Source organism: Cryobacterium glaciale, from assembly GCF_004402535.1.
GTDB lineage: Bacteria > Actinomycetota > Actinomycetes > Actinomycetales > Microbacteriaceae > Cryobacterium > Cryobacterium glaciale.
This window is the reverse complement of sequence record NZ_SOEY01000019.1, coordinates 1-14028: the sequence shown is the minus strand read 5'-3', so window position 1 is coordinate 14028 and position 14028 is coordinate 1. Positions and strand designations below refer to the sequence as shown.

The window sequence follows — 14028 nt, the reverse complement described above, 5'->3', positions numbered from 1 at the left end:
AAAGTGACACCGTGACCCGCCATTTCCTGCGCGACGACGACATCTCCCCGGCCGAACAGGCCGAGATTCTCGATCTGGCCCTGGAGCTGAAGCGAGACCGATTCGCGGTGCGACCGCTCGCCGGCCCGCAGACCGTCGCGGTTATTTTCGACAAGTCCTCGACCCGTACCCGGGTGTCCTTCGCGGTCGGAATCGCCGACCTCGGCGGCAGCCCGCTCATCATCAGTACCGCGAACAGCCAGCTCGGCGGCAAGGAGACCGCCTCCGACACCGCCCGTGTGCTCGAACGCCAGGTGGCCGCGATCGTCTGGCGCACCTACGGCCAGGCCGGACTCGAAGAAATGGCTCTCGGTACGACCGTGCCCGTCGTCAACGCGCTCAGCGACGATTTTCACCCGTGCCAGCTGCTCGCCGACCTACTCACCATCCGTGAACACCGTGGCGACCTCAAAGGCCAGACCCTCGCCTTTCTCGGCGACGGGGCCTGCAACATGGGCCAGTCCTACCTGCTCGCCGGCGCGACCGCCGGCATGCACGTGCGCATTGCATCCCCGGCTGGCTACACGCCAACCGACCAGGTGGTAGCGGATGCGACGGCCATCGCTGCCCGCACCGGCGGCTCCGTCGCGCTGTACACCGATCCGCGTGAGGCCGTCACCGGCGTCGACGTGGTCATCACCGACACCTGGGTGTCGATGGGCAAGGAAGAAGAGAAGGCCGCGCGGCTCGGCGATCTCGGCCGATATCGGGTCGACGCTGAGCTGATGGGGCTGGCTAAGCCGGGCGCGCACTTCATGCACTGCCTGCCGGCCGACCGCGGCTACGAGGTGACCGCCGACGTCATCGACGGCCCGCAGAGCATCATCTGGGACGAGGCGGAGAACCGCCTCCACGCCCAGAAAGCCCTGCTGGTCTGGCTGCTCGCGCAAAACGCGGCCTGAAATCTCGCTGGTCGAGACTTGGCTCGGTTGGTCTCGATCGCTCGTGCCTCGCGCCTCGACCGGCGGGTGTCGCTGGTCGAGGCGCGACGAAGGAGCGATCGTGACCCGGCTCGGTTGGTCTCGATACCTCGTACCTCGTGCCTCGACCGGCGGGTTCCTGCACAGCACGTAAACTTTAGACAGATCAAGATTTAGGGAGAACCATGGCGGAACGCGTTGTACTCGCATACTCGGGTGGACTGGATACCTCGGTCGGCATCGGCTGGCTCAAGGATGCCACCGGCAAAGAGGTCGTAGCCCTCGCTGTCGACGTCGGACAGGAGGGCGAAGACATGGACGTGATCCGTCAGCGCGCCCTCGACTGCGGCGCCGTCGAATCCATCGTCATCGACGCCAAGGACGAGTTCGCGAACGACTACATCGTGCCGACGCTCAAGGCGAACGCCCTGTACCAGAAGCGCTACCCGCTCGTCTCGGCCATCAGCCGTCCGCTGATCGCCAAGTACCTCGCCTCCACCGCCAAGGAACTCGGCGCCGACAGCGTCGCCCACGGCTGCACCGGCAAGGGCAACGACCAGGTGCGGTTCGAAGCGGCCGTCGCGGCCCTCGCCCCCGAACTGACCTCGCTCGCCCCGGTGCGCGACTTCGCGCTGACCCGCGACAAAGCCATCGAGTACGCCGCCAAGCACGACCTGCCCATTGCACAGTCCAAAAAGAGCCCGTACTCCATCGACCAGAACGTCTGGGGTCGCGCCGTTGAAACCGGATTCCTCGAAGACCCGTGGAACGCGCCGATCGAAGACCTCTACACCTACACGCAGAACCCGTCGGTCACCCGCGCGCCCACCGAGGTCGTCATCTCCTTCGATCAGGGAGTGCCCGTCGCCATCGACGGCAAGAAGGTCACCCCGCTGCAGATGATCCAGCTCATGAACCGTCTCGCCGGCGACCAGGGTGTCGGCCGCGTCGACATCGTCGAGGACCGCCTCGTCGGAATCAAGAGCCGTGAGATCTACGAGGCTCCGGCCGGTATCGCGTTGATTGCCGCGCACGAAGAGCTCGAGAACATGACCCTGGAGCGCGACGTTGCCCGCTACAAGCGCGGCGTCGAAAGCAAGTGGGCCGAGCTCGTCTACGACGGGCTGTGGTTCTCCGGTTTGAAGAAGAGCCTTGACGTGTTCATCGAGGACACGCAGAAGTACGTGACCGGCGACATCCGCTTGAAGATGCACGCCGGCAGTGCCGTCGTCACTGGCCGTTCCAGCACGACGAGCCTGTATGACTTCAACCTCGCCACCTACGACACGGGTGACTCCTTCGACCAGTCCATGGCCAAGGGTTTCATCGAACTGTGGTCGCTGCCGAGCAAGGTGGCCGCACGACGCGACGCCGCCGCGAAGTAGAGCATCCGTGTCGAGTGAGAAGAACGCGAACCGTGCCGGCAAGGCGGGCGCCCTCTGGGGTGGCCGTTTCGCCGGGGGACCGTCACCGGAACTGGCTCGGCTGAGCAAATCGACCCAGTTCGACTGGATGCTGGCCGAATACGACCTGCAGGGCAGCCGCGCTCACGCCAGGGCCCTCGCGGCCGCCGGATATCTCACCGACACCGAATTGACCCAGATGGTCGGTGCGCTCGAAGAACTCGAGCGCGCCGTCGTCGCCGGTGACTTTCTGCCGGCCGACGCCGACGAAGACGTGCACTCCGCCCTCGAGCGCGGCCTCATCGACATCATCGGCGTCGAGGTGGGCGGCAAGCTTCGCGCCGGCCGCAGCCGTAACGACCAGGTTGCGACGCTCGTGCGCATGTGGCTGCGTGACCACGCCGCCATTCTTGCGTCGCTCGTGATCGAACTGATCGATGCCCTCGCCGCCCAGGCCGAGGCGCACGAAGACGCCATCATGCCCGGACGCACCCACCTGCAGCACGCCCAGCCGGTGCTGCTCGCCCACCACCTGCTCGCGCACTGCTGGCCGCTCGTGCGCGACCTCGACCGCTTCGCGGACTGGGGAAGACGAGCGGATGCCTCCCCGTACGGTTCCGGCGCCCTCGCCGGTAACACCCTCGGTCTCGACGCGCGCCTGGTAGCCGCCGACCTGGGCTTCGCCGCCGTGGTCGAGAACTCCATCGACGGCACCGCGAGCCGCGACCTGGTCGCCGAATTCGCCTACATCACCGCGCAAATCGGCATCGACATGTCCCGGCTGGCCGAGGAGATCATTCTCTGGAACACCCGCGAATTCGGGTTCGTCACCCTCGACGACGCCTATTCCACCGGGTCTTCGATCATGCCGCAGAAGAAGAACCCCGACATCGCCGAGCTCGCGCGCGGCAAGTCCGGCCGCATGATCGGCAACCTCACCGGCCTGCTCACCACCCTCAAGGGCCTGCCGCTCGCCTACAACCGCGACCTGCAGGAAGACAAGGAGCCGGTCCTCGACTCGATCAACACCCTCGAGGTGCTGTTACCTGCCTTCTCCGGCATGGTCGCCACCCTCACTTTTCACACCGAGCGGATGGCTGAGCTCGCCCCGCAGGGTTTCTCACTCGCCACGGATGTCGCGGAGTGGCTCGTCAAACGCCACGTCTCGTTCCGTGACGCGCATGAGATCACCGGGTCCCTGGTGAAGTTCGCTGAGACGAACAATCTCGACCTGCACGAGGTCGGTGACGACGATCTTCAAGCGCTGTCGTCGCACCTCATTCCCGAGGTACGCGACGTGCTCACCATTCGCGGATCGGTCGACAGCCGCGACGGCGTCGGCGGCACCGCCCCGGTGCGCGTCGCCGAGCAGCGCGCGCACCTCGTGGCTCGCGTGCGCGACCTGACGGCCGCGCTCAGCCGGTAGTGCCGTTCGCGCCGGGCGTGCTGGAGCGACCCGCACTCGAGGTCGCCCCGCTGCTGCTCGGCGCGGTGCTCACCCGCGGGGCCGTTTCGGTGCGCATCACGGAGGTCGAGGCCTATCTCGGTCGAATCGACCCGGGCTCGCACGCGTTTCGCGGGCGCACGCCGCGCACCGCGACGATGTTCGGCCCGGCCGGGTACCTCTATGCCTATTTCAGCTACGGGATGCACGTCTGCGCCAACGTCGTCTGCTCGCCGGAGGGAGAGGCCTCGGCGTTGCTGCTGCGGGGCGGTGAAGTTATCGCGGGAATCGATGAGGCCCGCATTCGCCGCCCAACGTCAAAAACGGATGCCGACCTCGCACGCGGCCCGGCCCGGCTGACCAAGGCGCTCGGCATCGTGCTCGGCGATGACGGTGCTGATCTGGGCCGTTCCCAGACGACATCATGGGTGGTGAGGGCGCCGCTGATGTTGAAAAGAATGTGAAACAGCACGACGGGCAGGATGCTGCGGGTGATGGCGACCACGTAACCAAGCGCGATCCCGATCACGATGGCCGCGACCAGTTGAATGAGCTGGTCAAAGCCGGAATAGCCGCGCAGCAGGTTGACGATATGGCCCAAGCCGAACGTGATACCGCTGAGGTAGATGGCCCGGAGTACGGTCTTCTTCGCCAGGATCGCCTGGAACAGGAAGCCGCGAAAGATCAGCTCTTCGACGAATCCGACACCGATCATCAGGATGCAGGCGATCGCAATCGCCTGAGCGTCGAGGTCGGGATTGAGGCCCTTGCCGTACTGAAAGAAGGTCAGGGCGAACAGTGGCAGGTAGAACGCGGTGAGGCGTATGGTTCTCGACTCGGCTCGGCGCAGTCCGTAGAAGCGCGTTCGGTTGAGGGGCGCGGCCGGATCGTGCTGCCACCCTCAGTCAAATCGAAGCGGGTTGCGCGGGGTAGTGGCGAAAGTCACTACATCCCGGGTCTAGACCAGTGCCATCGGCACGAGCGCGGCGCAAGCGCACGCCCAGGTGAGGCTCGACAGGGTGCCGATGATGAACCGCTCTCGCGATTCTGCCGCGGCAAGCTCCGTGAACCGGCCTACGCCCTTGATGGCGACGACCACGGCGATCGCCTCGGGAAAACCGGCCAGAATAGCTCCGGCCACGGCGAGACGCTCCAGGATGCCGATGGTCACCCCGCCGCGCAGCACCTCGTGGATTTCTGGGTCGTTGACCTCGGCCATCGTGGGGGCTGGTTTGCCGGCGCCCCGCACCATGATTCCGCCGTGCTGGCCCGGCGGTACCGAATTGTTGGTCGCGAGATCGAGGGCGAGCACCGCTGCCGGGCCGCCGCCGATCACGGCGAGGGCGAGGGCGAGCATGCCCAGCACAATGCCGAAGGCGCTCGGGCCGGTTCCGACCGGAACGGCGGCGAGCACGAGGGCAACGGCAAGGCCTGCCATAGCGGCGATCGCGTAAAGCTGGCGGTGCAGTTTGAAGGCGATCGCCGCGAAGGTGAGCGAGGCGAGCGTGACCAGGAGCAGCGCGGCCCAGTACAGGAACGTGAGAATGGTGAAGGTCATGGCCTGCTTTCCGTTTCGATATTGGCCGTTTCGTTCGTGCCAGCGTTCGAGGCGACATCAAGCTGTTCCAGCAGCCTAACCAACGCCGGCCGTGCCGCCTGCTCGACGCGGTACTGCGCCGCCTTGAGCCGCTGGCTCACCGCCCCGGTCGTGATGCCGAGCCGTTCGGCGATGTCCGTCTGGGCCAGTCCGCTCTCGAACAGGTCGCCAGCCTGCCACCCCTGGGGGGTGCGCCGTTGACGCAACAGCAGCAGCATGGTGAGGAGCGCCTCGATGCCAGTGGCGGTATCAGCGGCGGCAGCATCCGTTCGGCCCGGCTCGAGCGCAAAGTGAGCTTCGGTCTTCTTCGCCCGCAGCACGGCGTCGCGTGCGGCGATGAAGGCGTCGCCGGTAGCCTGCCGGGTCGAGGCCGGCAGGGGGGTGCGCACACTTCCCACGCCGAGACCGACGCTCCAGTGGCCGGAGCGGTGCAGGGCGAGAATCGCGTCGAGCGCGGGCCCGGCAGCCGACACCAGCAGCTGGATCTCGTCGCCCGCGGTCTGGTCCGGCGGCAGGCTGAACGCGTGCGGGTTCTGCGCCACGAGCTGTGCGATCATCTCGCGCGCACGATCGTGATCGTTGCGGCTGTCGATCTGGTCGGCGGTGATGACAAACATGGTCTGAGGCTCCGTCCTGCATTCAGTGTAATTCAGCCCACAGGCTAAATCAACTTAAATTGAGTCTCTAGCCTGAATCAGTGCCGCAGCAGAGCGGACGCCGCCGGTAATTCGGCGAGACGCCCCCGGCTGGTAATCTGAACGCGTGTCAGACCCCACCATCCTCGCCCAGCAGACCAATGATCCCTCCTTCGATTCCGTCTGGGAGGAGATCAACTGGCGCGGCCTCGTGCACGTCTCCACCGACGAGACCGAGCTCAAAGCGCTGCTCGATGGTGACCCGATCACCTATTACTGCGGATTCGACCCGACCGCGCCGAGCCTGCACCTCGGCAACCTGGTGCAGCTGCTGCTGATGCGGCGCCTGCAACTGGCCGGGCATCATCCGCTCGGCCTGGTCGGCGGCTCCACCGGCCTCATCGGCGACCCGCGCCCCACGGCCGAGCGCACGCTGACTCCCACCGACACCGTGGCGGAATGGGTCGGCTACCTGCAGGCTCAGGTCTCGCGGTTTCTCAGTTCGGAGGGCGACAACGCCGTCACGCTCGTGAACAACCTGGACTGGACGGCGCCCCTGAGCGCCATCGACTTTCTGCGCGAAATCGGCAAGTACTACCGCGTGGGCACCATGCTCAAGAAGGATGCCGTCAGCGCGCGCCTGAATTCCGACGCCGGCATCAGCTACACCGAATTCAGCTACCAGATTCTGCAGGGCCTGGACTACCTCGAACTGTTCCGCAGCTACGGCTGCGTGCTGCAGACCGGCGGCAGCGACCAGTGGGGCAACCTCACGAGCGGAACCGATCTCATCCGTCGCGCCGAAAGCGGCACGGTGCATGCCATCGGCACCCCGCTCATCACCAACAGCGACGGAACAAAATTCGGCAAGAGCGAGGGCAACGCGGTCTGGCTCGACCCAAACCTCACGAGCCCCTACGCCTTCTATCAGTTCTGGCTCAACACCGACGATGCCGACGTGGTCTTCCGGCTCAAGGTCTTCACGTTCCTCACCCGCGCTGAGATCGAGGGGTTTTCCGAGCTCGCCCGGAACGAACCGTTCCGCCGCGAAGCGCAACGCCGGCTCGCCCTCGAGGTGACCAGTCTCGTGCACGGGCAAGCGGCAACGGATGCTGCCATCCACGCCGCCGAAGCACTGTTCGGCCAGGGCGACCTCGCCGAACTCGACCCCGATACCCTCGAGGCCGCGCTGCGCGAACTGCCGCACACCACGACGGCGCCACACGCGACCGTGCTGCAGCTGCTCGTCGACACCGAGCTGTCGAAGAGCCTCGGCGACGCCCGACGAGCCGTACAACAGGGTGGGGTGTACCTGAACAACGAGAAGGTCACGAGTGTCGACCTGACCATCGAAGGGTCAGTCCTGCCGGGGGGAGTAGCGGTGTTGCGCCGCGGCAAGAAGACGCTCGCGGGCATCTTCGTCGAATAGCCGTTTAGCGGCCCGGTTGCAGGAGGTGCGGATGCTCGGGTGGCAAGATGTCGACGTGGAAACTCTCCGAACCGAACGCCTGCTGCTGCGCCCCTGGACTCTCGATGACACCGACTTCGTCTTCGGTCTCTATTCCCTGTGGTCTGTGCAACAACACATAGGACTGCACCCGCGGGTCATGACCGACCGCGCTGAGGCGATGGCCGTAATCAAGCGCTGGCAGGGAATGGAGCATCCCATTCACGCCATCCGGGCGGTGACCGATGCCGATACCGGCGAGATCTTCGGCAACCTGCTGCTGAAGTCCATCCCCGCGTCCAGCGCGCTCACCCCGCTCGAGCCGTCGGGGGACACCGAGATCGGCTGGCACTTTCACCCGAACGCGTGGCACCAGGGTTACGCAACCGAAGCGGCATCCGCTGTGCTGGCCGAGGGCTGGAAGACGGGACTCGACCGGGTCGTTGCCGTCACGACCCCGAGTAACCGACCGTCGCAGCGGGTGTGCCTGCGCATCGGAATGACGCACCAAGGCCGAACCGACCAGTACTACAACTCCGTGAGCGAACTCTTCGTGGCGTTCGCCCCCGAGCCCTGACCGTGGCGTTTCGGGCATGTTTCGAGCGGATGTCCGCACCCGACACGCCCGGGATGTAGCAGTGAGTTGCGGGGTATCAGGATTCACCGTAATGTCATCTAAGTCACCCCACAGGTTCGGAAAAAGCCAAGTGCTTCCGGCCTCAAGCGGGACCAATCCCAAGTCAAAATAGCCCGGAATTTTCCGCGCGACAGTGGCTTGATGAAGTTCACCTGAAGCTCAAGCAATTGACTTTCGGCTGAGCGACAAGAAATAAGAGAAGTACTCCAGTGCAATGGTCTTCGTGGCCGGCGGCTGGGTGTGTCCGATCCTTGAGAACTCAACAGCGTGCACAATGTCAAATGCCAAAAACCTCGTGGTTGTGGCCCGTTTCTAGCGGGGTGCAGCTTATGAGATTCCTTTGGAAATAATATTGAAAAAGTCCTGACTTCGGTTGGGCAACTAAACAAAGCAAGTCAGTAATGATTTGTTCTTGTCAGTTTCAAACTTGCATCTTCTAGACCTATTCCGGTCTGTGGGTGCACTAGATGGGCCATCAGCTTGCTGGTGAGCTATTCAAACATTTACGGAGAGTTTGATCCTGGCTCAGGACGAACGCTGGCGGCGTGCTTAACACATGCAAGTCGAACGGTGAAGAGGAGCTTGCTCCTTGGATCAGTGGCGAACGGGTGAGTAACACGTGAGCAATCTGCCCTTGACTCTGGGATAACTGCGGGAAACTGTAGCTAATACCGGATATTACCTTGGAAGGCATCTTCTGGGGTGGAAAGAATTTTGGTCAAGGATGAGCTCGCGGCCTATCAGCTAGTTGGTGAGGTAATGGCTCACCAAGGCGACGACGGGTAGCCGGCCTGAGAGGGTGACCGGCCACACTGGGACTGAGACACGGCCCAGACTCCTACGGGAGGCAGCAGTGGGGAATATTGCACAATGGGCGCAAGCCTGATGCAGCAACGCCGCGTGAGGGACGACGGCCTTCGGGTTGTAAACCTCTTTTAGTAGGGAAGAAGCGACTGGGTTTTCCTGGGAGTGACGGTACCTGCAGAAAAAGCACCGGCTAACTACGTGCCAGCAGCCGCGGTAATACGTAGGGTGCAAGCGTTGTCCGGAATTATTGGGCGTAAAGAGCTCGTAGGCGGTTTGTCGCGTCTGCTGTGAAAACCCGAGGCTCAACCTCGGGCCTGCAGTGGGTACGGGCAGACTAGAGTGCGGTAGGGGAGATTGGAATTCCTGGTGTAGCGGTGGAATGCGCAGATATCAGGAGGAACACCAATGGCGAAGGCAGATCTCTGGGCCGTAACTGACGCTGAGGAGCGAAAGCATGGGGAGCGAACAGGATTAGATACCCTGGTAGTCCATGCCGTAAACGTTGGGAACTAGATGTGGGGACCATTCCACGGTCTCCGTGTCGCAGCTAACGCATTAAGTTCCCCGCCTGGGGAGTACGGCCGCAAGGCTAAAACTCAAAGGAATTGACGGGGGCCCGCACAAGCGGCGGAGCATGCGGATTAATTCGATGCAACGCGAAGAACCTTACCAAGGCTTGACATATACCGGAAACGCCTGGAAACAGGCGCCCCGCAAGGTCGGTATACAGGTGGTGCATGGTTGTCGTCAGCTCGTGTCGTGAGATGTTGGGTTAAGTCCCGCAACGAGCGCAACCCTCGTCCTATGTTGCCAGCACGTAATGGTGGGAACTCATGGGATACTGCCGGGGTCAACTCGGAGGAAGGTGGGGATGACGTCAAATCATCATGCCCCTTATGTCTTGGGCTTCACGCATGCTACAATGGCCGGTACAAAGGGCTGCGATACCGTAAGGTGGAGCGAATCCCAAAAAGCCGGTCTCAGTTCGGATTGAGGTCTGCAACTCGACCTCATGAAGTCGGAGTCGCTAGTAATCGCAGATCAGCAACGCTGCGGTGAATACGTTCCCGGGCCTTGTACACACCGCCCGTCAAGTCATGAAAGTCGGTAACACCCGAAGCCAGTGGCCGAACCCGTAAGGGACGGAGCTGTCGAAGGTGGGATCGGTGATTAGGACTAAGTCGTAACAAGGTAGCCGTACCGGAAGGTGCGGCTGGATCACCTCCTTTCTAAGGAGCACGTGCCGTCCCGTCTGTATACAGCGGAACACGACGGCCAGTCATACCAAGGCGCCGGTTCTTACTGAACTGCACGATCTTGGATGGCGCTCATGGGTGGAACATTGACATTGATGCAAGAACGGCTGAGATCTACTCGGTACGCCTGGTTCGCAAGAGCTGGGTTGGAAAAGTAGGTGTCAGAGAGACTTGTATATGCACGCTGTTGGGTCCTGAGGGACCGGAACATGAACACTTCGGTGTTGGTGATCTGATTCTTCTGGACGTCTGTGCGTTGGCATCACTTGCCGGCGTGGAGGGGTACCGCCCGTACTTTGAGAACTACACAGTGGACGCGAGCATCTTAAATTTGCCGCAGTTATCTTCGGATGCTGCGGTCAATTACAAAGATCTAATTAATTAGATCATTGGTCAATTTCGATGTCGAATTTATTCGGCATACTTAATCGATTCAAACTCATGTGATTTCAAATTTTTAAGAGCAAACGGTGAATGCCTTGGCATGTAGAGCCGAAGAAGGACGTAGTAATCTGCGATAAGCCTCGGGGAGTTGATAAACGAACTGTGATCCGAGGATGTCCGAATGGGGAAACCCCGCCAGGCCCGTGAGGTGACCTGGTGACTCCCGCCTGAATATATAGGGCGGGTAGAGGGAACGTGGGGAAGTGAAACATCTCAGTACCCACAGGAAGAGAAAACAACAGTGATTCCGTTAGTAGTGGCGAGCGAACCCGGATGAGGCTAAACCGATCATGTGTGATAGCCGGTAGGCGTTGCATGGTCGGGGTTGCGGGACTTTTCTGCCTATTCTACCGAATGGTAAGGGTTAGAACGTTGTATAGACGAACAGGATTGAAAGCCTGGTCATAGAGGGTGCGAACCCCGTAGTCGAAATGCAGCAATCGCCCGAGAAGTATCCCAAGTAGCACGGGGCCCGAGAAATCCCGTGTGAATCCGTCAGGACCACCTGATAAGCCTAAATACTCCTACATGACCGATAGTGAACAAGTACCGTGAGGGAAAGGTGAAAAGTACCCCGGGAGGGGAGTGAAATAGTACCTGAAACCGTTTGCTTACAAACCGTTGGAGCCAGCTTTGTTCTGGTGACAGCGTGCCTTTTGAAGAATGAGCCTGCGAGTTAGTGATATGTGGCGAGCTTAACCCGAGAGGGGAATGCGTAGCGAAAGCGAGTCTGAATAGGGCGATTCAGTCGCATGTCCTAGACCCGAAGCGAAGTGATCTATCCATGGCCAGGTTGAAGCGACGGTAAGACGTCGTGGAGGACCGAACCCACTTCAGTTGAAAATGGAGGGGATGAGCTGTGGATAGGGGTGAAAGGCCAATCAAACTTCGTGATAGCTGGTTCTCTCCGAAATGCATTTAGGTGCAGCGTTGCGTGTTTCTTGCCGGAGGTAGAGCTACTGGATGGCCGATGGGGCCCAAAAGCTTACTGACGTCAGCCAAACTCCGAATGCCGGTAAGTGAGAGCGCAGCAGTGAGACGGTGGGGGATAAGCTTCATCGTCGAGAGGGAAACAACCCAGACCACCAACTAAGGTCCCAAAGCGCGTGCTAAGTGGGAAAGGATGTGGAGTTGCACAGACAACCAGGAGGTTGGCTTAGAAGCAGCCACCCTTGAAAGAGTGCGTAATAGCTCACTGGTCAAGTGATTCCGCGCCGACAATGTAACGGGGCTCAAGCACGCCACCGAAGTTGTGGCATTGATATTTTTGGTTAGCCGCACCCTTGTGGTGTTGGTTCAGCCGTGTTGATGGGTAGGAGAGCGTCGTGTGGCCAGCGAAGCGGCGGTGTAAACCAGCCGTGGAGGCCACACGAGTGAGAATGCAGGCATGAGTAGCGAAAGACGGGTGAGAAACCCGTCCTCCGAAAGATCAAGGGTTCCAGGGCCAGGCTAATCCGCCCTGGGTAAGTCGGGACCTAAGGCGAGGCCGACAGGCGTAGTCGATGGACAACGGGTTGATATTCCCGTACTGACGAAAAACCGCCCAAGCTAATCCAGTAATGCTAAGCATCTGAATCCCCTAGATGGATCCCTTCGGGGTGAAGCGTGGGGCCTAGCGTGCGACCCTATGCTGGTGCGGTTAGCGTATTAACAGGTGTGACGCAGGAAGGTAGCTGAGCCGGGCGATGGTTGACCCGGTCTAAGGATGTAGGCCGAGAGATAGGCAAATCCGTCTCTCATATAAGGTTGAGACCCGATGGGTAGCCCGTAAGGGTGAAATCAGTGATCCTATGCTGCCAAGAAAAGCATCGACGCGAGGTTTTAGTCACCCGTACCCCAAACCGACTCAGGTGATCAGGTAGAGAATACTAAGGAGATCGAGAGAATCGTGGTTAAGGAACTCGGCAAAATGCCCCCGTAACTTCGGGAGAAGGGGGGCCTGAGGCGTGAACGGACTTGCTCCGGGAGCGTTCGAAGGCCGCAGAGACCAGTGGGAAGCGACTGTTTACTAAAAACACAGGTCCGTGCTAAGTCGCAAGACGATGTATACGGACTGACGCCTGCCCGGTGCTGGAAGGTTAAGAGGAACGGTTAGCCGCAAGGCGAAGCTGAGAATTTAAGCCCCAGTAAACGGCGGTGGTAACTATAACCATCCTAAGGTAGCGAAATTCCTTGTCGGGTAAGTTCCGACCTGCACGAATGGCGTAACGACTTCCCAGCTGTCTCAACCGCGAACTCGGCGAAATTGCATTACGAGTAAAGATGCTCGTTACGCGCAGCAGGACGGAAAGACCCCGTGACCTTTACTACAGCTTGGTATTGGTGTTCGGTGTGGCTTGTGTAGGATAGGTGGGAGACTGTGAAGCTTGGACGCTAGTTCAGGTGGAGTCATTGTTGAAATACCACTCTGGTCATATTGGATACCTAACTTCGAACCGTGATCCGGTTCAGGGACAGTGCCTGGTGGGTAGTTTAACTGGGGCGGTTGCCTCCTAAAAAGTAACGGAGGCGCCCAAAGGTTCCCTCAACCTGGTTGGTAATCAGGTGTCGAGTGTAAGTGCACAAGGGAGCTTGACTGTAAGACTGACAAGTCGAGCAGGGACGAAAGTCGGGACTAGTGATCCGGCAGTGGCTTGTGGAAGCGCTGTCGCTCAACGGATAAAAGGTACCTCGGGGATAACAGGCTGATCTTGCCCAAGAGTCCATATCGACGGCATGGTTTGGCACCTCGATGTCGGCTCGTCGCATCCTGGGGCTGGAGTAGGTCCCAAGGGTTGGGCTGTTCGCCCATTAAAGCGGTACGCGAGCTGGGTTTAGAACGTCGTGAGACAGTTCGGTCCCTATCCGCTGCGCGCGCAGGAAATTTGAGAAGATCTATCCCTAGTACGAGAGGACCGGGATGGACGAACCTCTGGTGTGTCAGTTGTTCCGCCAGGAGCACCGCTGATTAGCTACGTTCGGAACGGATAACCGCTGAAAGCATCTAAGCGGGAAGCCGGCTTCGAGATGAGATTTCCATCCCTTCGGGGGAGAGGCTCGCAGCTAGACTACTGCGTTGATAGGCCGGATGTGGAAGTGGGGACTAAAGACCCATGGAGCTGACCGGTACTAATAAGCCGATAATTTGATAACACTCAGTTTGAAGAAGCTGCTTTAGCGTCCACTATGTGGTTCTCGATGTACGGTCGAGAACAACACTCCTTTCAGGGGAGTGCTATAACTAAAAAATATAGAATCGATTCATCGGAAGATGTTTCGGCGGCTATAGCGAGAGGGAAACGCCCGGTCACATTCCGAACCCGGAAGCTAAGACTCTCAGCGCCGATGGTACTGCAGGGGGGACCCTGTGGGAGAGTAGGACACCGCCGGACTTAACTTGAAACACCAGAAAGGCCACCC

General features: G+C 60.7%; 7 protein-coding genes, 3 rRNA genes and 2 pseudogenes. 9 read left to right on the top strand and 3 right to left on the bottom strand.

Annotated features, from left to right (window positions below; all coding sequences use genetic code 11):
- The first annotated feature begins 11 nt into the window (after positions 1-11).
- The 4 genes and pseudogenes from argF to E3O06_RS09320 form a co-directional block, all read left to right on the top strand.
- A complete protein-coding gene (gene argF, locus E3O06_RS09335; RefSeq protein ID WP_134503054.1) occupies positions 12-941 on the top strand; it encodes an ornithine carbamoyltransferase in 930 nt (309 codons plus the stop codon).
- A gap of 203 nt (positions 942-1144) precedes the next feature.
- Entirely contained in the window at positions 1145-2344 is a 1200-nt protein-coding gene (locus E3O06_RS09330) for an argininosuccinate synthase (RefSeq protein ID WP_134503052.1), read from the top strand.
- Positions 2345-2351: 7 nt separating this feature from the next.
- On the top strand, positions 2352-3788 hold the full coding sequence (argH, locus tag E3O06_RS09325) for an argininosuccinate lyase (RefSeq protein WP_166788162.1): 1437 nt from the start codon (positions 2352-2354) through the stop codon (positions 3786-3788).
- A pseudogene (locus E3O06_RS09320) lies at positions 3788-4252 on the top strand (DNA-3-methyladenine glycosylase); the annotation flags it as partial. The gene argH and the pseudogene E3O06_RS09320, both read left to right, overlap by 1 nt.
- 59 nt (positions 4253-4311) lie before the next feature.
- Here the strand turns inward: E3O06_RS09320 and E3O06_RS18410 are convergent.
- The 3 genes and pseudogenes from E3O06_RS18410 to E3O06_RS09305 form a co-directional block, all read right to left on the bottom strand.
- A pseudogene (locus E3O06_RS18410) lies at positions 4312-4521 on the bottom strand (CPBP family glutamic-type intramembrane protease); the annotation flags it as partial.
- 243 nt (positions 4522-4764) lie between these two features.
- Positions 4765-5364 (bottom strand): hypothetical protein, encoded by a 600-nt coding sequence (locus E3O06_RS09310; protein ID WP_134503044.1) that lies wholly within the window; start codon positions 5362-5364, stop codon positions 4765-4767.
- A complete protein-coding gene (locus tag E3O06_RS09305) occupies positions 5361-6020 on the bottom strand; it encodes a DNA-binding protein (RefSeq protein WP_134503042.1) in 660 nt (219 codons plus the stop codon). Before E3O06_RS09305 ends, E3O06_RS09310 begins: the two co-directional genes overlap by 4 nt.
- Positions 6021-6165: 145 nt before the next feature.
- On the opposite strand from E3O06_RS09305, the gene tyrS reads away from it, so the two are divergent.
- From tyrS to rrf, 5 genes are all read left to right on the top strand, one after another.
- Entirely contained in the window at positions 6166-7467 is a 1302-nt protein-coding gene (gene tyrS, locus E3O06_RS09300; protein WP_134503040.1) for a tyrosine--tRNA ligase, read from the top strand.
- 31 nt (positions 7468-7498) lie between these two features.
- A complete protein-coding gene (locus E3O06_RS09295) occupies positions 7499-8062 on the top strand; it encodes a GNAT family N-acetyltransferase (protein ID WP_241980025.1) in 564 nt (187 codons plus the stop codon).
- A gap of 562 nt (positions 8063-8624) precedes the next feature.
- Positions 8625-10158: ribosomal RNA gene (locus E3O06_RS09290) — 16S ribosomal RNA — on the top strand.
- 474 nt (positions 10159-10632) lie between these two features.
- Positions 10633-13761 (top strand): 23S ribosomal RNA (locus E3O06_RS09285).
- Between the two features lie 122 nt (positions 13762-13883).
- Positions 13884-14000, top strand: a 5S ribosomal RNA gene (gene rrf, locus E3O06_RS09280).
- The 16S, 23S and 5S rRNA genes sit together here, the layout of an rRNA operon.
- Positions 14001-14028: the final 28 nt, after the last annotated feature.

Excerpts from the sequence above, each read along its gene's own strand:
- E3O06_RS09330 (WP_134503052.1), top strand. The coding sequence starts at position 1,145 with ATGGCGGAACGCGTTGTACTCGCATACTCGGGTGGACTGGATACCTCG.
- E3O06_RS09310 (WP_134503044.1), bottom strand. The coding sequence starts at position 5,364 with ATGACCTTCACCATTCTCACGTTCCTGTACTGGGCCGCGCTGCTCCTG.
- E3O06_RS09305 (WP_134503042.1), bottom strand. The coding sequence starts at position 6,020 with ATGTTTGTCATCACCGCCGACCAGATCGACAGCCGCAACGATCACGAT.
- E3O06_RS09295 (WP_241980025.1), top strand. The coding sequence starts at position 7,499 with ATGCTCGGGTGGCAAGATGTCGACGTGGAAACTCTCCGAACCGAACGC.